Source organism: Nostoc sp., from assembly GCF_036918245.1.
Lineage (GTDB): Bacteria > Cyanobacteriota > Cyanobacteriia > Cyanobacteriales > Nostocaceae > Nostoc.
In genome coordinates this window covers 175,323-197,502 of sequence record NZ_JBALEF010000056.1, presented here as the reverse complement: position 1 = coordinate 197,502, position 22,180 = coordinate 175,323, and the positions used below count along the sequence as shown (strand labels likewise).

Genomic DNA, 22,180 nt, shown 5'->3' with positions numbered 1-22,180 from the left:
CTATGCAAATGGTATTTCTGCCAGAAGAAGAGGAGATTCCCTAGAAATGGAGACAAAGTAGAGAGAAAGTAGAAATTAAGTAGAATCGAGAAGAAATCTCACAAGCTGTCTATGCAATGGGCTGATTTTCTAGCCAATGAAGCTGCTACTCATAGCTTATCCCCAGAGCAAACGGCAGCTTTTGTAGAGCGTTTGAAGACTGAAAACTCAGGCAAGAGTGAGGCAAAACTTGCCAGCGAGTTGAACATCGGCGCTGCTGCTTTCAAAAAGCGGATGACTGAGGTTTATGACAAATTCGCCCAGAGTTATCCTGAGTTAGCTGCTTCTAAAAGCCGGGGAAGACTAGAAAAGTTACGGGCTTGCCTGACAAGGAAATATAATGGCGGGCAAGATGCCCAACCCACAATTAAAGAAATTCATCAAAATATTCCCCCTGCTGTTGCATTTGAAAAATTTGTGGGACGAGAGGCGGAACTACAAAAGCTGCACCAGCAATTACAAACATCTCGGCAAGTTGCAATTGTAGCTGTGGCGGGTATGGGTGGAGTAGGCAAAACTGAACTGGCTACCCAATACGCCAAACAGCATTTGCAGAATTATCAAGGTGGGGTTTGCTGGTTATCTGCACAGGGAATAGATGTCGGAATTCAGATTCTCAGATTTGCCCAATTGAAATTTAAACTCATTGCACCGGACGATTGGGAATTAGCAGATAGACTGAGATACTGCTGGCAGAATTGGCAACAAGGTGAAGTACTGCTGGTGTTTGATGATGTCACCGACTACAAAACACAGGTTCAGGCTTATCTACCCCCAGAATCACCTCGGTTTAAAGTATTGCTGACAACGCGCCAGGAATTTGATAGAACTTTACCGCAATTACCTTTGGGTGTTCTCAAACCATTGGCGGCGATGAAATTATTAAAATCGCTGGTTGACAGAGAACGACTGAAAAGCGAACCTTGGGTTGCAAGAGAAATTTGTAAATCCTTGGGATATTTGCCTTTGGCGTTAGAGTTAGTGGGGCGATATCTGGATACAATGCCAGATTTATCTTTGGAAACACTGCTGAAGCGGCTAGAGAAAAAGCGACTGGAACACGAAGCAGTAGCCAAGGCTAACCCATTGATGCGTTATGAATATGGTATCGCTGAAGCTTTTGCATTGAGTTGGGAACAGTTGGATCAAAAAGCACAAGACTTAGGCTGTTGGCTGAGTTTGTGTGCTTTGGCTGATATTCCTTTTTCTGTTGAGACGAAAGAAGATGACAATGAACAAGAACTCTGGGAGAAAGCTATAGCCCGGTTGCGGAAACTGCATTTAATACAATGGCAAAGTAAAGGAATATATCGTCTACATCCACTGATTCGGCAATTTTTCCAAATGAAGTTGGATGAGTTAAGTGAGGCGGATAAGGTGAAAACTGCTTTTGCAGCGCAGATGGTAGAGGTGGCAAAGCAAATTTCTCAACAGCCTAACCGTGAAGATATTTTCAACCTCACTCCACATATCCCCCACCTTGCAGAAGTTGCAACCCACCTATTCCAATATCTCAGCGATGAGGATTTAATTTGTCCTTTCACAGGCTTAGGCTTGTTTTATCAAGGTCAAGGGCTTTATCAGCAAGCAGAACCTTGGTACAAACTATGTGTAGAAGTAGCTGAAAATCGTTTTGGTTTAGAACATCCCCATGTCGCCACTAGCTTGAACAATCTCGCATCACTTTACCATGCTACAGGACGGTACAGCGAAGCCGAAACCCTGTTAGAGCAAGCTTTGGAACTGAGAAAAAGCTTACTGGGAGAGGAACATCCCTATGTCGCCACTAGCCTGAACAATCTTGCAGAACTCTACCGTTCTACAGGACGCTACAGCAAAGCCGAAACCCTGTTAGAGCAAGCTTTGGAACTGAATAAATGCTTACTGGGAGAGGAACATCCCGATGTCGCCACTAGCCTGAACAATCTCGCATTAGTTTACCATTCTACAGGACGCTACAGCGAAGCCAAAACCCTGTTAGAGCAAGCTTTGGAACTGAACAAAAGCTTATTGGGAGAGGAACATCCCGATGTCGCCACTAACTTGAACAATCTTGCAGAACTCTACTGTTGTACAGAACGCTACAGCGAAGCCCAACCCCTGTATCTGCAAGCTTTGGAACTGAGAAAACGCTTACTGGGAGACAACCATCCCGGTGTTGCCACTATCCTGAACCATCTCGCAGAACTCTACCGTTATACAGGACGCTACAGCGAAGCTGAACCCCTGCATCTGCAAGCTTTGGAACTGAGAAAAAGCTTCCTGGGAGAGGAACATCCTGATGTCGCCACTAGCCTGAACAATCTCGCATTAGTTTACCATGCTACAGGACGCTACAGCAAAGCCGAACCTTTGTATCTGCAAGCTTTGGAACTGAGCAAAGGCTTACTGGGAGACAACCATCCCGGTGTTGCCACTAGCCTGAACAATCTCGCAGTACTCTACGAATCTACAGGACGCTACAGCGAAGCCGAACCGTTGTTTCAGCAAGCTTGGGAACTGAATAAATGCTTGCTGGGAGACAACCATCCCGATGTCGCCCAAAGCCTGAACAATCTCGCAGAACTCTACCGTTCTAGAGGACGCTACAACGAAGCTGAACCCTTGCTTAAGCAAGCTTTGTCACTGAGAAAAAGCTTACTGGGAGACAATCATTCCGATGTCGCCCAAAGCTTGAACAATCTCGCATTACTTTACGATGCTACAGGACGCTACAGCGAAGCCGAATCGCTGTATCAGCAAGCTTTAGAACTGTGGAAACGCTCACTGGGAGAGGAACATGCCTTTGTCGCCACTATCCTGAACAATCTTGCAGAACTCTACCGTTCTACAGGACGCTACAGCGAAGCCGAACCTCTGCATCAGCAAGCTTTGTCACTGAGCAAACGCTTACTGGGAGAGGAACATCCCGATGTCGCCCAAAGCTTGAACAATCTCGCATTACTTTACCATGCTACAGAACGCTACAGTGAAGCCGAAACTCTGTATCAGCAAGCTTTAGAACTGTGGAAACGCTCAGTGGGAGACAACCATCCCTTTGTCGCCACTATCCTGAACAATCTCGCAGAACTCTACCGTTCTACAGGACGCTACAGCGAAGCCGAACCTCTGCATCAGCAAGCTTTGTCACTGAGCAAACGCTTACTGGGAGAGGAACATCCCGATGTCGCCCAAAGCTTGAACAATCTCGCATTACTTTACCATGCTACAGAACGCTACAGTGAAGCCGAAACTCTGTATCAGCAAGCTTTAGAACTGTGGAAACGCTCAGTGGGAGACAACCATCCCTTTGTCGCCACTATCCTGAACAATCTCGCAGAACTCTACCGTTCTACAGGACGCTACAACGAAGCTGAACCCTTGCTTAAGCAAGCTTTGTCACTGAGTAAACGCTTACTGGGAGACAATCATTCCGATGTCGCCCAAAGCATGAACAATCTCGCATTAGTTTACCATGCTACAGAACGCTACAGCGAAGCCGAAACTCTGTATCAGCAAGCTTTGGCAATTTATGAGCAAACTTTAGGTGTAGGTCATCCCGATACAATGATGGTTCGGGGAAATTATGCAATATTTTTAAGAGAAGCATCTCGCTAATGATCGCACCCTTTTCACAAAATCACAGCAAATTGATGCCACACAACAGTTGTAGTTTAAACTTTAGGAGCGATCGCCCATCAATTCTAACTTTAAATGGCGATCGCTCTCTCTTAATTTCTTCCTCCGTGTCCTCTGCGCCTCTGCGGTTCGATTCTCATGCCTCCACATATCCAAAGTACAGTAAAGAATAGAGCGATCGCTAGCTGTTTCGAGGTTCAAAGAGTCAATATTAGCGCTCTTGACTCTAAGCAGAGCAATGCTCTCTAATAAACTGAGAATAAATTTATGCGATCAGTACCAATTCAATTACCAGAAACAGTATTTTCAGCACTTCGTAAAAATCCAGAAGAATTTATCCAAGAAATGCGAATTGCCGCAGCAGTTAAATGGTATGAATTAGGTGACATTTCACAAGCCAAAGCAGCAGAGATTGCTGGGCTAACTCGTGCTGAATTTATTAATGCCTTATCACGCTACCAAGTAGATTTTTTGCAATATACTGCCCAAGAGTTAGCCCAGGAACTCGCAAATGTCGATTAATTGTGTAATTATTAACTCTTCACCTTTGATTGCTCTTTTGAAAAGTCAACAAGCAAAATTAATTCCCCAATTATTCACAGAAATTTTAGTTCCATTAGGTGTTTTTGAATAAGTCACAACAAAAGATGATGTCGCATCAACACAATTACCCAGTATTTCTTGGATACAAACAGTAGAAGTTAATACTATTGCTCCTGTTGTAGCAGCTTGGGATTTAGGTAAAGGAGAATCACAAGTATTGAGTTTGGCACTAAAAAATTCCGACTGTGCCGCGATTGTTGACGATAGGGCAGCACGGCGTTGTGGCCAAGCTTTAGGCATTATTACTATCGGAACCGGAAGCTTGCTGATATTAGCAAAAAGACGTGGAATAATCCCAAGCATATCTCCTGGATTCAAGCTTTGCGTGACGCTGGTTTGTGGTTATCCGATAGTTTGGTCAATTATACTCAAACAACAAGCAGGAGAATAGCGATCGCTATTAATTCTAACTTCAAACAGCGATACCTTCGGTAAGCTTCTCTTCGAGACGCTGCACGAACGCTAACGCTCCCTCTTAATCTCTTTCTCCGTGTCCTCTGCGCCTGGAGCAGTTTGATTCTTATGCCCCCTCATATCCAAAGTACAGCGAAAAATAGAGCGTAGGCGTAGCCCATCGTAGACATCGCATAGTCTATTTGAGTACAAAACTCGAAACTTGAGGTTCAAAGGCTCAAGTGTCAGCCTCAAAGGCTCAACGTTGAAGTTCAAAGGCTCAAGTGTCAGCCTCAAAAGTTCAACGTTGAGGTTTAAAGGCTCAAGTGTCAGCCTCAAAGGCTCAAGTGTCAGCCTCAAAGGCTCAACGTTGAGGTTCAAAGGCTCAATCGTCAGCCTCAAAGGCTCAACGTTGAGGTTCAAAGCCTCAATCGTCAGCTTCAAAGGCTCAACGTTGAGGTTCAAAGCCTCAAATGGCGATGCCTAATACCGTTTCACTTTAATAATGATACAAATACGTTGGTAGGGGCACAGCAATGCTGTGCCCCTACGAGAAATCTATATGTATCAGGGTTTGTGTGAAATGGTATAACGGCAAGCCACTGCTTTTAAATGTTTGTATACAAATTGTATTTTCACCCCGAAGAGAGTAGATTTACAAATGCAGACAAAGTAGAATCAAAAATAAATTTTACAAGCTCTTTATGCAATGGGCTAATTTTCTAGCCGAAGAAGCTGCTACGAATGGCTTATCTCTAGAGCAAACGGCAGCTTTTGCAAAATATTTTAAGACAGAAAACTTAGGTAAAACTAAAGTTAAACTTGCCAGCGAATTAAACGTTGATATTGCTGCTTTCACAAAGTGGATGGGTGAGGTGTATGCCAAGTTTGCCCAGAATAATCCTGAGTTAGCGACTTTTAACAATCGAGACAAACTAGAAAAGTTACAAGCTTACCTAAGCACAAAATATAATAGCGAATTGGATGTCCTCAAACCATTGGCGGCGATGAAATTATTCAAATCGCTAGTGGTTCGGGAACGACTGCAACAAGAAGCTTGGGTTGCCAGAAGAATTTGTAAATTTTTGGGATATTTACCTTTAGCGTTAGAGTTAGTGGGACGATATTTGGATAAAATGCCAGATTTGTCTCTGGAAACACTGCTGAAGCGGCTAGAGAAGAAACGAGTGGAATATGAACCAGTAGTCAATGCTAACTCATTGATGCCTGATGAATACGGTATATTTGAAGCTTTTGAATTGAATTGGGAACAGTTGGATGAAAATGCACAGAGCTTTGGCTGTTTGCTAAGTTTGTGTGCTTTAGCTGACATTCCCTTATCTATTGAGACAATAGAAGATGACAAAAAACAAGAACTTAACGAGAAAGCCATAGCCGATTTACTAGAATTGCATTTGCTACAACAGAAAAGTAAAGGAATTTATCGTCTAAATCCACAGATTCGACAACTTTTACAAGTGAAGTTGGATAAATCAAGTCAGGCGGATGAAGCAAAAACTAAATTTGCAGCCATGATGTTAGAGGTAGCAAAGCTAATTCCGCAACAGCTTAACCCTGAAGATATTCTCAGCCTCACTCCACATATCCCGCACATTACAGAAGTTGCAACCCACCTATGCGAATATCTAGGCGATGAAAATCTAATCACTCTGTTCACCAAATTAGCCTGGTTTTATCAAGCTCAAAGTCTTTATCAGCAAGCAGAATCTTGGTTGCAACGGTGTGTAGAACTAACTCAAAATCGTCTTGGTTTAGAACATATCGATGTCGCCACTAGTCTGAACAATTTAGCAGTACTCTACGAATCTACAGGACGCTATAGCGAAGCCCAACCCTTGCTTGAGCAAACTTTAGCACTGAGAAAGCGCCTGCTAGGAGAAGAACATACCGATGTCGCCAGTAGCCTGAGCTATTTAGCATTAATCTACGAATATACAGGGCGCTATAGCGAAGCCGAACCTTTGTATCAGCAAGCTTTAGAACTGTGGAAACGCTTAGTGGGAGAAGAACATCCCCATGTTGCCACGAGTATGAACAATTTAGCGGCATTGTACTGTTATACAAGACGCTACAGTGAAGCCGAACCCTTGCTCAAGCAAGCATTAAAACTCAGAAAACACCTGCTGGGAGATAATCATCCCGATGTTGCCACCAGCCTGAATAATTTAGCACAACTTTACGAATCTACAGGAAGTTATAAGCAAGCTGAACCTTTGTATGAGCAAGCTTTAGAACTGAGTAAACGCCTGCTGGGAAATAACCATCCCGATGTCGCTATTAGCCTAAACAATCTAGCAGCACTCTACCGTTATACAAGACGCTACAGGAAAGCCAAACCCTTATTTGAGAAAGCTTTAAAAATTTGTGAACGGACTTTAGGTATAAGTCATCCGACAACTATGACGGTTCGGGCAAATTATGCCAGCTTTTTAAGAGAAGCATATCACTAGCGATCGCTGCGCGTAATTCGTAATTCGTTAAAAAAATATCCCCCTCTCCACTAGCGAAGAAGGGGGTTAGGATTTACTTACATCCTAAAGACTTGCGAGTATCCACACCAGTTTTAGAATTCACACCACTTGCCTTAACACAAAGCTTTTTCACTTGTATCCCATCTAAAATTGCATTCGTAAAATCAGTACCTGTGACATCCACGCCATCAAAAGTGGAACGCAGCATCATTGCATCAGTCAACACAGCATCACTTAAATCAGCATCCTTAAACCTTGTTAGATAGGCTATGCCTTCACTAAAATCAGCACCATGCAGATTTACTCCCTCCAATACGCTACCGTTAAATACGCCACCACGTAAGTCAGCATTGGTAAAATTAGCATTCTCTAATTTGAGATTTGTAAACTCAGTACCAATTAAACTTTGACCAGAGTAATCCTTGCCCTTAAGTTCATCATTACCCACAGAACGGGTAATACTGGAAGAACTTGCAGCTTGCGCCGATAGGGGAAACAAAAAAAGAACCATAGCTAAGACAAAGCTAGCTAACAGTTGCCAATATTTCATAATCTCTTCTTAATAAATCTCAACATTTCCACCATTAACTATTAAACCTTACAGAAGGGGACACAGGGGATGGGAGATGAAGGGAATAACCAATGCCCAATGCCCAATACCCAATTCGATACACAAGACTGTAAAACCAGAAAGCATCTCGTAGGATGATAGATGTTGAGGTGCGATCGCAATAATTACCTGTGGCTAATCAAGAAGACAACGCCCAATCTCTGGCGCGAACCCCTTTATATCAACTGGGTGTAGAACTCAAAGCACGCCTTACCAGCTTTGGCGGCTGGGAAATGCCTGTGCAATTTAGTGGAATTAGCCGCGAACACGAGGCTGTAAGAAATACAGCCGGAATGTTCGATATTTCCCACATGGGCAAATTTACTCTCCAAGGTAAAAACCTGATTTCCCAACTCCAGCTACTAGTGCCTTCCGACTTAAGTCGTTTGCAAGTTGGTCAAGCACAATACACCGTATTGTTAAATCCCCAAGCGGGAATTATTGACGACATCATTGTTTATTATCAAGGTGAAGACACCACTGGTACACAAAAGGCATTCATCATAGTCAATGCGGCAACCTCTGGTAAAGACAAAGCATGGCTATTGCAACACCTTGACCTAGATAAGTTGCAATTCCAAGACCTTTCACCAGATAAAGTCTTAATTGCCGTGCAAGGGCCAAAAGCGATTAAATATCTCCAGCCATTAGTGCAAGAAGACTTACAACCAATCAAAGCTTTTGGACATTTAGAAGGAACTCTACTAGGTAAACCTGCCTTCCTAGCCCGCACAGGTTACACCGGAGAAGATGGCTTTGAGGTGATGGTAGACCTGGATGTGGGAGTAGAATTGTGGCAAACTCTCCATAAAGCTGGTGTTATCCCCTGTGGACTCGGTGCGAGAGACACTTTGCGCTTAGAAGCAGCGATGGCACTTTACGGACAAGATATCGATGACATCACCACACCCTTAGAGGCAGGTTTGGGGTGGCTAGTTCACTTAGATACTAAAAGCGATTTTATTGGTCGGGAAGTTTTAGCACAACAAAAAGCCACTGGAGTACAGCGCAGATTAGTAGGTTTGCAAACCCAAGGACGTAACATTGCCCGTCACGGCTATCAAGTGTTATCCGCAGGTAAAATCGTGGGAGAAGTTACCAGTGGCACTCTGTCACCTACACTTGGTTATCCTGTTGCATTAGGCTACGTTCCCACCCAGCTAGCAACTGTCGGTCAGCAGCTAGAAGTCGAAATTCGCGGCAAAGCTTATCCAGCAGTTGTAGTTAAACGTCCCTTTTATCGGTCAAAAAATCGTGTTGCCAACTGATAAGCGCCGGGCTTTTGAGGAATAATGTGTTGTGAGTTATTCAATTTACACTAAGGTTCATTACCAGATATGGCTTGGATGACTGTTAAAGAAATAATTTTTTTGATAAGGGAGAGGAAGTGATATGTCTTTTGAATATCCTCAAGATTTCAGATACCTGGATTCTCATGAATACGTGCGAATCGATGGTGAAATTGCCACCATTGGCATTACTGAGTTTGCCGTACATGAATTGGGTGATATCGTCTTTTTGGAACTGCCAGAAATTGGCGATGCTCTTACCAGGGGAGAAAACTTTGGCACAATTGAATCAGTGAAAGCCGTTGAAGAACTGAATTCACCAGTAACAGGCACAGTTATAGAACGCAATGAAGCCTTAATTAATTCTCCCGAAGAAGTGTCAGAAGACCCCTACGGGGAAGGGTGGTTTTTGAAAGTGCGCGTCAATGACCCTGGCGAAGTTGAAGATGCCTTGACAGCGGATGAGTATCGCGCCCAAGTAGAAGGGGAGTAGGAGTGCTGAGTGCTGTTAGCGGATAGCTAAAGTTCAGCCCGTGCTGAGTGCTGAGTGGAAGAGTAAGGGAGTAGGTGAGTGGGGGAGGTAATTAACAATTACTCTTATTCACCTATCCAATATCTTCCGAATCCCCAGTCCCCAGCCCCCAGTTTAAGAGTATTTATTGCAAAATATGAAATAGTACCATCTGGAGAGTAATTTGTGGTATTGAACGCCCCTATTCTCAAGTCTAATGAGCAGCAAGTGCTGGACGAAAAAAGTCAAAAGTTAAGTAGTTTTGTGCCAAGACACATTGGCCCTAACTCCGATGACATCCAACAAATGCTTAAGGTTTTGGGATTTCCCAGCCTGGATGCCCTAATCGACCAAACAGTTCCACAGGCAATTCGGCTGAATCAACCGCTAAAGTTACCAGAAGCAGAAAGTGAGTATGCAGCACTGGCATCGTTAAAAAAAGTTGCTGCCAAAAATCAGGTTTTCCGCTCATTCATTGGTATGGGCTATTACGACAGTATTACCCCACCTGTGATTGGGCGTAATATCCTAGAAAACCCCGGTTGGTATACTGCCTACACTCCTTATCAGCCAGAAATTGCCCAAGGGCGACTAGAAGCGCTGCTAAATTTTCAAACCCTGATTATTGACCTCACAGGTTTAGAAATTGCCAATGCTTCATTACTTGATGAGGCCACAGCAGCAGCTGAAGCGATGAACCTAAGCTATGGTGTCTCCAAAAATCAGGCAAATGCTTATTTTGTCTCTCATGACTGCCATCCCCAAACCATTGATGTGTTGCAAACACGCGCTCAACCATTAGGGATTAAGATTATTGTTGGCGATCATCAAACATTTGATTTTGATCAACCAATTTTTGGGGCTGTTCTGCAATACCCTGCAAGTGATGGCACTATTTACGACTACCGCGCTTTTATAGAAAAAGCCCATGCTAAGGGTGCATTGGTGACGGTAGCAGCAGATCCTTTAAGTTTAACTTTGCTGACCCCTCCTGGGGAATTTGGCGCTGATATTGCTGTAGGAAGCACTCAGCGGTTCGGTATTCCTTTGGGGTTTGGGGGGCCTCATGCAGCATACTTTGCTACGAAGGAAGAGTATAAACGGCTGGTTCCAGGACGAATTGTGGGTGTATCAAAAGATGCCCAAGGGAAGCCTGCATTACGCCTCGCCTTGCAAACCCGTGAGCAGCACATCCGCCGCGAAAAAGCTACTAGTAATATCTGTACTGCACAGGTATTGCTGGCGGTAATGGCGAGTATGTACGCGGTCTATCATGGGCCTACTGGACTGAAGCAAATTGCCGAAAATATCCATTCTTTGACGGTGTTATTGGCGGAAGGACTGAAGCGTTTGGGTTACAGTATCAGTTCCAAAGATTTTTTTGATACACTGCGAGTAGAACTGGGAAGACGCAATTTAAAAGATATTTTGACAGTTAGCGAACAACTTCAAATTAACCTACGGGTTTTTGATGCCACTGCTGTTGGTATTTCGCTGGATGAAACAACTACACCAGAAGACTTAATCGACCTCTGGCAGATTTTCGCTGGCACAGATGATTTACCCTTCACTTTAGAAGAATTAACTTCTGACTCATCCTCACATCTTCCTCTCTCGCGTACAAGTACATATCTCACCCACCCAGTTTTTAACCGCTATCACTCAGAAACTGAGTTGTTGCGCTATCTGCACAGGCTTGAAAGCAAGGACTTGTCGCTAACAACATCGATGATTCCTTTGGGTTCTTGCACAATGAAGTTGAATGCGACAGCTGAGATGATTCCGGTAAGTTGGGAGGAATTTGGCAAAATTCATCCATTTGCCCCTGCGTCGCAAACGCAAGGTTATCAAATCCTATTCCAGCAACTTGAGACATGGTTAGCTGAAATTACTGGTTTTGTGGGAATTTCTCTGCAACCAAATGCTGGTTCTCAGGGTGAATATGCTGGACTTTTAGTAATTCGTCAATATCATAAAAATCGGGGCGAAGCACACCGTAACGTCTGTTTGATTCCCACCTCGGCACATGGGACAAACCCAGCAAGTGCGGTGATGTGTGGGATGAAGGTGGTGGCTGTTGCCTGTGACTCACAAGGTAATATTGACGTTGATGACTTGAAGGCTAAGGCAGAAAAACACAGCAATGAACTCGCCGCCTTAATGGTGACATATCCCTCAACTCACGGTGTCTTTGAGGAGCCAATTCAGGAAATCTGCGCTGTTGTCCATAGTCACGGTGGACAAGTTTACATGGATGGGGCAAATATGAACGCCCAAGTGGGAATTTGCCGTCCTGGAGATATTGGCGCGGATGTCTGTCATTTAAATTTGCACAAAACCTTCTGTATTCCTCATGGTGGTGGTGGCCCTGGTATGGGGCCTATTGGCGTTGCATCTCATCTTGTGCCATTTTTGCCTGGACATCCTGTTGTTACTATCGACAACTCAACTCAGCACTCTAATATTGGTGCTGTGGCGGCTGCACCTTGGGGTAGTGCTAGTATCTTGGTGATTTCTTGGATGTACATCGCCATGATGGGTGCAGATGGTTTAACCCAAGCAACTAAGGTGGCGATTCTCAACGCTAACTACATTGCTAAAAAACTGGAATCGTACTATCCGGTTTTATATCAGGGGAAAAATGGTCTAGTTGCCCATGAGTGTATTTTAGATTTGCGATCGCTCAAAAAATCGGCTGCGATCGAAATCGATGATGTTGCCAAGCGTCTGATCGATTATGGCTTCCATGCGCCGACTGTCTCCTGGCCTGTTGGGGGTACAATCATGGTGGAACCTACAGAAAGTGAATCTAAACAAGAGTTGGATCGTTTCTGTGATGCGTTGATTTCTATTCGCCAAGAAATTGCCGAAATAGAAGTTGGCAAGGTGGATGCCCAAGATAATGTTTTGAAGAATGCACCCCACACTGCCGAAAGTCTCATCACCGGAGAATGGCAGCATCCCTATTCTCGCGAACAAGCTGCCTATCCTGCACCTTGGACTCGTGAGTATAAATTCTGGCCTGCTGTTGGTCGCATTGACTCAGCTTTTGGGGATAGGAATTTTGTTTGTTCTTGTCTGCCAATGGATGCTTATTAAACTGAAGTGAAGAGTTAGGAGTTAGAAATTAAAACTTCTAACTCCTGCCTTCGATAAACACTAGACCTCTTGCACAAATATTAATAGACCCCCCTTAATCCCCCCTTATAAAGGGGGGAAATTGAGCAAGTTTACTCCCTCCCCTTACCAAGGGGAGGGTTGGGGTGGGGTTTTGAGGATTCATGCAAGAGGTATACTGATAATTGACCTATTTCTATCTGTGATTGTCTGGTTGTGATACCTGGGAATTAAACGATTAGGCTTGTTGTATTTCTGGACGACCATCTTCAACTACAAATGAAGCCCGCTTACTAAGCGTGCCATTCGGGGTTGTGACGTTTGATAAAACTAGATAATCTGTCTTGCAGGTTGTGGGAGTCAGCGCACAACGAACATACCCCCGTTGACCGTTGAAGAATTTAATGTGTGGATTATCGCGTAAGTAAGCTTCAACATTTGGGCTGGTATCTGCCCCATCTCCACCAGAAGTTATTGAGGTACAGACAAATTCACTCCCAACCGAAGCAGATTTTGGGTTATTAAAGTCAGCCTTTAAATTCATTGCCCAGTTGGAATGGATATCGCCTGATAAGACTACTGGATTAGATGGTTTGCGCTGTTCTAAAAAACGCATAAGGCGATCGCGGGAAGCCACATAACCATCCCACTTATCCATGCTGTAGGTTTCGCCTTCCCCTGGTTTTGTGTCTATCTGAGCAACTACAACTTGCTGGGCTAAAACGTTCCACTTAGCCTGTGAACTATCTAAACCATCATATAGCCAATTTTCCTGACGCTTGCCAGTAATCGTTGCATTCGGATCTAAATTTTCTGGGCAACGTTCTTTATTGCCATCACCACAGGGCTGATCGGTGCGATATTGGCGGGTATCTAGGACATGGAAGGTGGCTAAGTTACCAAAGGAGAGCCGACGGAAAAGTTGCATATCGGGGCCAACGGGACGCGAGAAGGGGCGCAGTGGCATGTGTTCGTAGTAAGCCTGATAGGCAACAGCCCGTCGTTGCAGGAAGATTGCCCGATTTTGATCTGGTTCAGTATCGACTTCCGAGATGTCGTTGGCGTAGTTGTTTTCTACCTCGTGGTCATCCCAGGTGACAATCCAGGGAAAGGCTGCATGAGCTGCTTGCAGATTGGTATCGGTTTTATAGAGGGCGTGACGGTTACGGTAATCTTCCAAGGTTAGAATTTCGGCACTATTGTGCTTTCTGGGGCGATTGTTTGATATTCCTCCTTCATAGATGTAGTCTCCAACATGCACTACCAAGCTGAGGTCATCCTGGGCAATATATTTGTAAGCAGTATAGTATCCCTGCTCATAGTGCTGACAGGAGACAAGGGCAAAGTTTAATTTATTTAAGTAGTTACCTGCTAAAGGAGCTGTACGAGTGCGACCAATGGGGCTAGCGTCTTGGCCGACAAGAAACCGATACCAGTACCAAGTATCAGATTGCAGGTCTTCTACCACAACTCGAACTGAATGAGCTAGTTGTGGAGTTGCAAGTCCCGTACCTCTGGAGACAATACGTCTCATATCAGGATCGGTTGCTACTTCCCAGCGAATTGGCACATTAGCAGGTGGCATTCCACCTCCATTTAAGGGTTCAGGAGCGAGACGAGTCCAAATCACTACGCTGGTAGGATAGGGATCGCCCGATGCTACACCCAAAGAGAAAGGATAATTGGAAAATCTGCTTGTGGCGATCGCTCTTTGAGGAGAAAATTGGTTAGCGATCGCTAAACCAGACAATGCTCCTGCCCCAATAATTAAGTTGCGTCGTTTCATTCGACTGTGCAGGAATTGCTCAAAATTCCGGTAATTTACCATTCTCTACTCCTGGCTAACAGGTAAGTTAAAGTACAGCAACAGCTAAGACCAAGAAGGCAGGTTAATCGTAGACAAACTTCATAACTAATTCCCTTACCAAAATTAGGTTTTAATTCCCAATTTTTCTCTTAGTATCATTGTGTTAGATGTTGCTTTGCCACATAAAAGCCTACTAATAAGAGATTAATCCTTGGCAAAGAAAGCGTTAATATCAACTTAACCAAGGTTAGACTTTAACCTTTTTGATTGATGCGATATTTTTCTTTATCATCCAGCCAAGGCTACAAGCAAAAAGAGCGCCAACTAAAGGTGTAGGTTCAGGGACTTGTCTATAAGAAACTGTGCCTGATATAAGTTCCGCATCTGGAGAAGTTTTAGAGAAAATGGTAAAATCCTCGCCAATAATTTCATAACTGATAGAGCTGGAAGGATTAGCTTTATCATTGAACTGATAATCTAATCCAAAATATGTTTGTCCTCTTAAGGATGTGCTTGTAAAAACAAGAGGAAAATCTGGGTAGTTGGCATCATCTTGTTGTGTGTAAACGGTAGAATCGCCATCAAATTTGAAAGAGAGTGACTTAATGCTAGCTTCGGGATTATAGTCATTGGTGAAGGTTGAGTCATCAAAGCTAAAAAAGCCATTTCCCTTAGTTACTGGACTATCAACTGTGAAAGCGTAATTAAGAATTCCAGCAGATGCAGATTTTGCATCTACGCTAGCAAAACCTAAAGTAAGAGTAGCAGCAGCAACCAATAATTTTGGAACCAATTTCATCTCAGTTTTCCTCACCATAAACTTCTGTAAGCAATGCAATTACAAGCTAAGAAAATAGCTTTTATCTTACTTATTTGCCAAATGGACATTTATAACTGTTATCACCAGTTATAAAATCAATGATTTTTTCTTTTTATTTAAAAAGAAACAACTGTCCAATTTTTTTTGAAACACCCCATTTTAGAATTATGAGTTTAAGCAAACTTTAATCAAAGGTAAAAATAAAATTTAATTTATAGCTATTTTCAGGTAAATAGACCACGCGGTAGGGGCGCAAGGCCTTGCGCCCTTACAACAGATATGGTTCAAATACATGAAAACTGCTGTAACTTTGACAATGAAAAATTTAGCCGATAAGCACAGGGCAAAGGTATCTAAATAAATATTGACGAGCCTGAATAATAGTGGAATACAGCAAGAATGCAATCAGATATGACTTTCAGGAAATTAAATTTTCAATTTTATAGGAATTATTATCATTAAGAGGAGAGAAAGTTAAAAGAAACCGTCGCTTGCCTGTCAAAGAAGGGAGCAACGTGATTTTGTAAAATTGGGCTTAAATTATCAATTACATCCCTAAATTCTCAATAAAACCAGGTTTTTCCATTGCAACCGGGTAGCGTACCGAAGGTAATCGCATCCCAAAATAGCCTATTTGCGTTTTTAGTTTTAACACTTAGCCTTAACTGAATTGTATTGCCTCTAATTCTTCTCTTACAGATAAAGGCTGATACCCCAATGCAAAAGCTTTGGAACTATCCAAAGAAACATCTGTTGGTCTAGGTGCTGCCATTTTCACATCTTGTTGACGGCAGGATTTAAGTCCGGTGGTAGGAAGTTGAAATACCTCTATTAATATCTGTCCAAAATCATAACGTGAAATCCGCTCTTTGCCACCTAAGTGAATGATACCGTTAATTTTTTCTAATGCTAATAAAAGTCCTTTGGCAGCAGTTGTTCCACTTACTGGTGTACGAAATTCATCTATAAATAAACTTAGTTCTTTTTCGGCTTGTAAAGTTTGAATAAATGGCTGAATAAAGCTTTTCGCTGTGGGTGTTGCTGCACCAAACATCAACGGCATTCGACACACTGCGGTCATGGGATATCTTTCTAGCATATCTGCTTCTGCGATCGCTTTTTGCTCACCGTAAAGATTGACAGGGCAGACGGCATCTGTTTCTCGATATGGAGCATTTAAGCCATCAAAAACTAAGTCGGTTGAAGTAAAAGCACAAGGAATAGAATTATCCGCGCAAAGTCCAGCAATATTGCAAGATGCTATAACATTAATTGCGTGCGATTCTTTGGGGTTTGTTTGACAAAAATTTGGTTGCGAATGTGCAGCAGTATGAATAACTGCTGCTGGGTTGACATCATTAAAGATACGTTTCAATTCCTGAAAATTTGTTAAGTTCGCTTTTAATATTTTTATGCCAGAAATCTCTAAAGAATGGGATAAATAAGTGCCATAAATCTCCCATTCTTGTTTTGCAAGCTGGCAAAGATGCCATCCTAAAAAACCGCTGGCTCCGGTGATTAACAATTTTTTCATGTCTAATCGTAAACCGCTCAAGAAAAAATCCTTTCTACAGGAGGCTTATATTCTATACTGAGTGGTGGTGACAAAATACTATTGCAGTAATTTCTGAAACTGCTTTTCACTACGTACTTTGCTAAAGTCTGGGTCAGTTTTTGCTAATTTCTTGTATTTATCAGGAACAAGCTTGATTGCTTTGTCTAGGTTCTCAATTGCTAATTCCAGATTGCTTTGTAAAGCATAAGAGCAAGCTTTATTGTAATATGCTTGGTGCAAATCTTGCTTAATGGCGATCGCTTTATTATAAGATGCGATCGCATCTTGGTAGCGGTGCAGCTTTGTCAGAGCTATGCCTCGGTTAATTAAGGCTTCATATTTGTCGGGTTTGATCGCGATCGCTCTATCATAAGATGCGATCGCATCTTGGTAGCGTTGCAACGATGTTAGGGCTATGCCACGATTATACCAAGCTTCATATTTGTCGGGTTTGATGGCGATCGCTTTATCGTAAGATGCAAGAGCATCTTGGTAGCGTTGCAACGATGTTAAGGCAATGCCACGGTTAATCCAAGCTTCAGGACTCTCAACTTTGATTGCGATCGCTTTATCATAAGCTTTTATGGCATCTTCATAATTTTGTCTATCTAATAAATTATTACCTTGATGAAAGAAATCTTCTGCTTTTTGCGTAGCCTTCGCTTCTATAAAAAGTTGGGTTACATTGCTTTCTTGGACAACCTGTGTAGTATTTTCTGCCGATGAGTTTGCCCCACCACTACAGCCAAATGCCAAGACAGCTATCAAGCCAGATGCAACGAAGCAGTGCCGAAAAACCATGCTGTACCTACAAAAATTATTAGATGATGTTAAAATTTGTTAGTTTTTTGAGTATTATCAAAATACACTAGTTTTTACCCATTAATTTACTTATATTTCTTTTCAGAAACAGTCTTTTTGACGATGCATAAAAATTTATTAAAATCAAGCGTGTATGATAATATCATATTAAATACACATAAAGCAATCGCTTAGAACCTACTTTACTCAAAAAACAATTATTTGTGTTGCTATATATATTGCGTAGCTGTTACTCGTCGTAAACATCACACTTATCTAGTAATTCACCCTGATGAAAAGCTTCTTCAATCCGCCAATGCCGACGGTATAAATCAGCCAGGATCACAGGGGTGAAGACAGAAGTAATATCAGAATCGCTAGTTTTTCCAATCTTTATCTCTATTAGTTAGTTTTATTTTTTCTTCAAAATAAAACTAAAATTCAACTCTAATTATTGAGAAATCGTAGAAATAATTTATATTAAATATATGGCGATTTATAGGTTTAATATTACTTATACCATTTATTTATGAAGACGCATAGAAAAAACCCCACCGCGGCACCTACCCGCGAGTTCGGGGAGGTTGGGAGGAGTCAAAATAATGTGCAGCTTCATAGAGAATTGGTATTAAAAGCTTAGTAATAGGAAACATTGTTCATAAAAATTGCTAGCGAATTGCTAATGCCAGGAGATAAATTTTGGCATTAATTTTGTATATTTTGTATTCATTATTTTCTATTAAGGATCTAAAACTATGTCTGTTTTCTCCCCTGATGGTCGGACAAAAGTTAGCAACACGACAACTTTTCCGTTTAATGCTATAGGAAAGATAAGAATACATTGGAAAGGCCCAGATGGGGTTATTGATACTGCTGATGATATTATCGTCAACGGTTCTGGTGCCATGATTGATTCCTACCACTTTTTAACAGCAGGACACTGTGTGTATGACACGAGATATGGGGGTTGGGCAGATAAAATTGAGGTGATGCTTGGTTCTAAAGGAAATATCATTGCTGGTACAAACCGGGCTGACTATGAATACTATAGTGAAGCCAAATCTGCTTATACACGTTCTTTTGAAGGATGGACTCAAGGAGATCAAACTAAAAGCGAAACTTTTCAATACGATATAGGATTGATTACTCTTGACCGCAATATTGGAAACTTCACTGGCTGGTTTAACTATGGATATGACGATAATCTCAGCAGTGGAACTTTAATGAATGTCACTGGATACCCTGCTGATAAGTTTGATTCCAACAGCGATGGAAAATCGGACAACTATGATATGTGGACTCAAAGTGGAAAAATCACAAGTACAACTGACTTGAGCTTGCGTAGTAATGAGCTAGATATTTTACCTGGAAATAGTGGAGGCCCTCTCTGGCTTTATAATTCCAATACCAATGCACCGACTATTTATGGAGTAGCTTCAAATGAGACAACCACCAACAACACTCCGCTTTACAACGAGTTTGCCCGAATTACAAGTACTCGATATAACGAGATTCAAAACTGGATTGACGAAGACACTACCGCCCGCAAACCCATTGACAAAGCTGATTTAGTAGATTCTGACGTGTGGTTTAACACAACTCTTGGAAGTTTTAGTAATAACAATATCGAATATGGGGAAAATTTTAGCATCACAGTCTATCCTCGCAACAATGGTACAGCCGCCACAGACACTTTCTCGGTTTCTTTTTACGCTTCTACTGATGCCAATATCACTAATAGTATTGGTTATCATTACTTAATTGGGAATACAACTATTTCTTCGATTAATCCATTCAATTCGGGAACAGCGGCTTGGAGTGGTGCATTTCCTAATATCCCAATTGGAAATTACTACGTTATTTCATTTCTAGATCCAACTAATTCAATCCAAGAGTTTGATGAGAGTCTAAGCAGCAACCAAAAGGTATTTAGAACTTTACTCACTGTTGCCAATAGTACGCCCACTTCGACACCTCTGACCGTTTCATCAACCGTTAGCTCCCCTTTATCGGCCAATGAAGAAAACCTCACCTTAACAGGTATAGATAATATTAATGGGACTGATAACTCCCTTAATAATGTTATTTCTGGTAATAGTGGTAATAACGAGTTAAATGGTGGAAATGGCAATGACATGCTTATAGGAGGAAGTGGTAACGATACTTTAGTTGGAGGTTTAGGTAACGATACTCTAACGGCAGGCACTGGATCTGATATTTTTACTATTAATACCCCTTCTGATATTGATAATATTACAGATTTTTCGTCCTTAGATGACACAATTTATGTTTCTAAAATAGGGTTTGGAGGTGGACTTAGTGAAGGTATACTTCAAGCCACGCAATTTTTTATCGGTTCAGTAGCACAAGATAGCAGCGATCGCTTTATCTACAACAATAATACAGGGGGTTTCTTCTTTGATGCTGATGGTACAGGCTCATCCGGTCAAATCCAAGTTGCTCAACTAGCAATAGGTCTAGCCATGACTAATACAGATATTTTCGTGATTGCCTAAATAATCCAGGACTTATACCAGTTCTCTGTGAAACCGTACATTATTTTGACCCCTTGCCACCTCCCCGCAAATTAGGGAAGGTGGCGGGGGTTTCTTTCAAAGACGCGATGAATCGCGTCTCTACAAATGGTCTATTTGTTGCATTATTTTTTCAAATTGGTATAACCCCTTAAAAACATAGCTTTTAAGGGGTTGGGATGAAACTTATGCGTAAGTCCTAACTCTGTCTGTGCAACACTTAATTAATGCCAAACACTGACTCGACAGTTGACTTAATCGAATCTCTTGCATCCTTCAAAGTTTGGCTAATGGGATGTTTTGCCTGCAAAAATACACGCGCACAATTGCGTCCCGGCATTCCCGAAATCGAACCACCTGGATGAGTTCCTGCACCTGTCAAAAATAGATTATCGATTGGCGTTTTGTAGTTTGCTATTTCTGGCAAGGGACGGAAAAATATCATCTGATCTAAAGTCATGTCAACATGGTAATAATTCCCTTTGTACGCACCTAATCTTTCTCCTAGTTCTGCTGGACTTTCTACACGACGGGCGATAGTTGCATTCTTGACATTTGGTGCATAGTCTGCCAATTTATCAATCACCTTATCTGCAACTTTGTTTTTCAATTCATCTGTCCAACCAGTACCTTTTAAACCAGTACCTTCTGCACCAGCAATTTGATAAGGGGCAAAAAACTCAATCCATGCAGTGTGCTTACCTGGTGGTGCTAATGTGGGGTCTAAATAGCTAGGCATCACCAAATACATTGATGGGTCAGCATCAGGAATCTCTCCCAAAGTACATTTACTATGAGCCTGTTCTACATGAGTTACGGAATCTGCAATCAAGATAGAACCAACAAGATATTCGTCTTTGTGGGCGTGGTGTGGAAAGTGCAGTGGTTCGTCTAAAGCCAAATCTATTTTGAGGATGGTTTCGTTGTTGTTAACGATGCGGCGTTCTAATCTTTCCCATAAATTTGGGTCGGCTCCATCAATATCGCTTTTTTCTGTCATTTGTAAGAACAACCGCTTGGCATCAATATTAGAAATAACTCCGTGTTTAGCGCGATATTCTTTACCACCAGCAACCCGCACGCCTACAGCTTTGCCATCATCAACTAAAACTTTTTCAACATGCTGGTCTGTGAGAATAACGCCACCTTTACTTGTGACTAAATTCACCAAAGCTTGCACAAGTGCGCCTGTTCCGCCGCGAGGTCTGGCCATCCCTGGATTATGACGCATTGCCATCATAATTGCACCAATGGCAAGGGTTTTTTGTGATGGCGGCGCACCAAGTTCTGCTGATAGTCTGGCTAGTGGTGCTTTTAGGAATTCTTCATCAAACCACTCGTTAAGTAAATCTTCAGCGCTGGTTAACATCGTGCGAATGAAATCCAGCGTTTTGTTAGGGGAACCAATAACTGAAACTAAATCTTTTATTTTAGTGATGTCGTAGTTACCAAGGATGTCTATAACTGATTTTGGCGGTGCATTAAACATGGGAATCATTGCACCTAGCGCTCGCTGCCAAAAGTTTACAAATTCTGCGTATTTTTTGGCATCACGTTCATTGTAACGAGCGATTTCTGCACAAGTCTTATCCACTGACTTATGTCCTAAGAAATACTTACCATCAGGATGAGGACAGAAAACAACTGGATCGCACTCCAGATAATGCAAGCCGTATTTTTCTAGTTCTAATTCCTCAACAACTGGCCCCAAGTGAATAAATTCATGGTCAATAGCACACAAGTTAAATTTAAATCCCGGAGCTTCTTGGGGTAAACATTCTTCAGTTGTTGCTGCACCACCTGGAACAGAACGCTTTTCTAGTAACAGAACGCTATAGCCAGCTTTCAGCAAATAAGCTGCACAAACTAGTCCATTGTGTCCAGCACCGATCAGCACAACATCATACTCTTGCATAATTGTAATTTAGAAATAAATAGCTTTCAAAAGCCTATAAAACTTTTAAAAAATTTACATCACTCCTGAGTTACAA

At 42.2% G+C, this 22,180-nt stretch carries 16 protein-coding genes; 7 read left to right on the top strand and 9 right to left on the bottom strand.

Annotated elements, in window-relative coordinates; translation table 11 throughout:
* Positions 1 to 111: 111 nt before the first annotated feature.
* Positions 112 to 3,636: a tetratricopeptide repeat protein gene (locus tag V7L12_RS15965; protein ID WP_335085516.1), complete on the top strand. Its 3,525-nt coding sequence runs from the start codon at positions 112 to 114 to the stop codon at positions 3,634 to 3,636.
* 63 nt (positions 3,637 to 3,699) lie between these two features.
* On the opposite strand, the gene V7L12_RS15960 is transcribed toward V7L12_RS15965, so the two are convergent.
* Positions 3,700 to 3,858, bottom strand: coding sequence for a hypothetical protein (locus V7L12_RS15960; protein WP_335085514.1), 159 nt, complete (start codon positions 3,856 to 3,858; stop codon positions 3,700 to 3,702).
* 66 nt (positions 3,859 to 3,924) lie between these two features.
* Here V7L12_RS15960 and V7L12_RS15955 point away from each other — a divergent pair, with 66 nt between their 5' ends.
* On the top strand, positions 3,925 to 4,179 hold the full coding sequence (locus V7L12_RS15955) for a UPF0175 family protein (RefSeq protein ID WP_335085512.1): 255 nt from the start codon (positions 3,925 to 3,927) through the stop codon (positions 4,177 to 4,179).
* A gap of 45 nt (positions 4,180 to 4,224) precedes the next feature.
* On the opposite strand, the gene V7L12_RS15950 is transcribed toward V7L12_RS15955, so the two are convergent.
* Both V7L12_RS15950 and V7L12_RS15945 read right to left on the bottom strand, forming a co-directional pair.
* Positions 4,225 to 4,500, bottom strand: a complete 276-nt coding sequence (locus V7L12_RS15950) for a hypothetical protein (protein WP_335085510.1) — start codon at positions 4,498 to 4,500, stop codon at positions 4,225 to 4,227.
* 222 nt (positions 4,501 to 4,722) lie between these two features.
* Complete coding sequence (locus tag V7L12_RS15945; RefSeq protein ID WP_335085508.1) at positions 4,723 to 5,118, bottom strand: hypothetical protein; 396 nt, start codon at positions 5,116 to 5,118, stop codon at positions 4,723 to 4,725.
* Positions 5,119 to 5,357: 239 nt separating this feature from the next.
* Between V7L12_RS15945 and V7L12_RS15940 the strand changes: the two genes are divergently transcribed.
* The gene (locus V7L12_RS15940; protein ID WP_335085506.1) at positions 5,358 to 7,124 is read left to right on the top strand and encodes a tetratricopeptide repeat protein; all 1,767 of its coding nucleotides are present in this window, start codon (positions 5,358 to 5,360) and stop codon (positions 7,122 to 7,124) included.
* A gap of 73 nt (positions 7,125 to 7,197) precedes the next feature.
* On the opposite strand, the gene V7L12_RS15935 is transcribed toward V7L12_RS15940, so the two are convergent.
* Complete coding sequence (locus tag V7L12_RS15935) at positions 7,198 to 7,695, bottom strand: pentapeptide repeat-containing protein (RefSeq protein WP_335085504.1); 498 nt, start codon at positions 7,693 to 7,695, stop codon at positions 7,198 to 7,200.
* 191 nt (positions 7,696 to 7,886) lie between these two features.
* Between V7L12_RS15935 and gcvT the strand changes: the two genes are divergently transcribed.
* The 3 genes from gcvT (at position 7,887) to gcvP (ending at position 12,654) form a co-directional block, all read left to right on the top strand.
* Positions 7,887 to 9,023, top strand: a complete 1,137-nt coding sequence (gcvT, locus tag V7L12_RS15930; RefSeq protein ID WP_335085502.1) for a glycine cleavage system aminomethyltransferase GcvT — start codon at positions 7,887 to 7,889, stop codon at positions 9,021 to 9,023.
* Positions 9,024 to 9,147: 124 nt separating this feature from the next.
* Positions 9,148 to 9,537, top strand: coding sequence for a glycine cleavage system protein GcvH (gcvH, locus tag V7L12_RS15925; protein WP_069072677.1), 390 nt, complete (start codon positions 9,148 to 9,150; stop codon positions 9,535 to 9,537).
* A gap of 204 nt (positions 9,538 to 9,741) precedes the next feature.
* Entirely contained in the window at positions 9,742 to 12,654 is a 2,913-nt protein-coding gene (gene gcvP, locus V7L12_RS15920) for an aminomethyl-transferring glycine dehydrogenase (protein ID WP_335085500.1), read from the top strand.
* A 256-nt stretch (positions 12,655 to 12,910) separates the two neighbouring features.
* Here the strand turns inward: gcvP and V7L12_RS15915 are convergent, their stop codons facing one another.
* The 4 genes from V7L12_RS15915 to V7L12_RS15900 all read right to left on the bottom strand — a co-directional run bounded on the left by V7L12_RS15915 (position 12,911) and on the right by V7L12_RS15900 (position 17,655).
* A complete protein-coding gene (locus V7L12_RS15915) occupies positions 12,911 to 14,500 on the bottom strand; it encodes an alkaline phosphatase D family protein (RefSeq protein ID WP_335085498.1) in 1,590 nt (529 codons plus the stop codon).
* A 226-nt stretch (positions 14,501 to 14,726) separates the two neighbouring features.
* Positions 14,727 to 15,278, bottom strand: coding sequence for a PEP-CTERM sorting domain-containing protein (locus V7L12_RS15910; protein WP_335085496.1), 552 nt, complete (start codon positions 15,276 to 15,278; stop codon positions 14,727 to 14,729).
* Positions 15,279 to 15,960: 682 nt separating this feature from the next.
* Positions 15,961 to 16,833 (bottom strand): SDR family oxidoreductase, encoded by an 873-nt coding sequence (locus V7L12_RS15905; RefSeq protein ID WP_335085494.1) that lies wholly within the window; start codon positions 16,831 to 16,833, stop codon positions 15,961 to 15,963.
* A gap of 78 nt (positions 16,834 to 16,911) precedes the next feature.
* Complete coding sequence (locus V7L12_RS15900) at positions 16,912 to 17,655, bottom strand: tetratricopeptide repeat protein (protein WP_335085492.1); 744 nt, start codon at positions 17,653 to 17,655, stop codon at positions 16,912 to 16,914.
* Between the two features lie 755 nt (positions 17,656 to 18,410).
* On the opposite strand from V7L12_RS15900, the gene V7L12_RS15895 reads away from it, so the two are divergent.
* Entirely contained in the window at positions 18,411 to 20,171 is a 1,761-nt protein-coding gene (locus V7L12_RS15895; protein ID WP_335085490.1) for a trypsin-like serine protease, read from the top strand.
* A 238-nt stretch (positions 20,172 to 20,409) separates the two neighbouring features.
* Here V7L12_RS15895 and crtO read toward each other — a convergent pair whose 3' ends face one another.
* Positions 20,410 to 22,104, bottom strand: coding sequence for a beta-carotene ketolase CrtO (gene crtO / locus V7L12_RS15890; RefSeq protein ID WP_335085488.1), 1,695 nt, complete (start codon positions 22,102 to 22,104; stop codon positions 20,410 to 20,412).
* Between the last annotated feature and the right edge of the window lie 76 nt (positions 22,105 to 22,180).

Coding starts and splice junctions, on each gene's coding strand:
- V7L12_RS15935 (WP_335085504.1), bottom strand. CDS start 7,695: ATGAAATATTGGCAACTGTTAGCTAGCTTTGTCTTAGCTATGGTTCTT.
- V7L12_RS15905 (WP_335085494.1), bottom strand. CDS start 16,833: ATGAAAAAATTGTTAATCACCGGAGCCAGCGGTTTTTTAGGATGGCAT.
- V7L12_RS15895 (WP_335085490.1), top strand. CDS start 18,411: ATGTCTGTTTTCTCCCCTGATGGTCGGACAAAAGTTAGCAACACGACA.
- V7L12_RS15940 (WP_335085506.1), top strand. CDS start 5,358: ATGCAATGGGCTAATTTTCTAGCCGAAGAAGCTGCTACGAATGGCTTA.
- V7L12_RS15900 (WP_335085492.1), bottom strand. CDS start 17,655: ATGGTTTTTCGGCACTGCTTCGTTGCATCTGGCTTGATAGCTGTCTTG.
- crtO (WP_335085488.1), bottom strand. CDS start 22,104: ATGCAAGAGTATGATGTTGTGCTGATCGGTGCTGGACACAATGGACTA.
- gcvH (WP_069072677.1), top strand. CDS start 9,148: ATGTCTTTTGAATATCCTCAAGATTTCAGATACCTGGATTCTCATGAA.
- V7L12_RS15965 (WP_335085516.1), top strand. CDS start 112: ATGCAATGGGCTGATTTTCTAGCCAATGAAGCTGCTACTCATAGCTTA.
- V7L12_RS15955 (WP_335085512.1), top strand. CDS start 3,925: ATGCGATCAGTACCAATTCAATTACCAGAAACAGTATTTTCAGCACTT.
- V7L12_RS15950 (WP_335085510.1), bottom strand. CDS start 4,500: ATGCCTAAAGCTTGGCCACAACGCCGTGCTGCCCTATCGTCAACAATC.
- V7L12_RS15910 (WP_335085496.1), bottom strand. CDS start 15,278: ATGAAATTGGTTCCAAAATTATTGGTTGCTGCTGCTACTCTTACTTTA.
- V7L12_RS15915 (WP_335085498.1), bottom strand. CDS start 14,500: ATGGTAAATTACCGGAATTTTGAGCAATTCCTGCACAGTCGAATGAAA.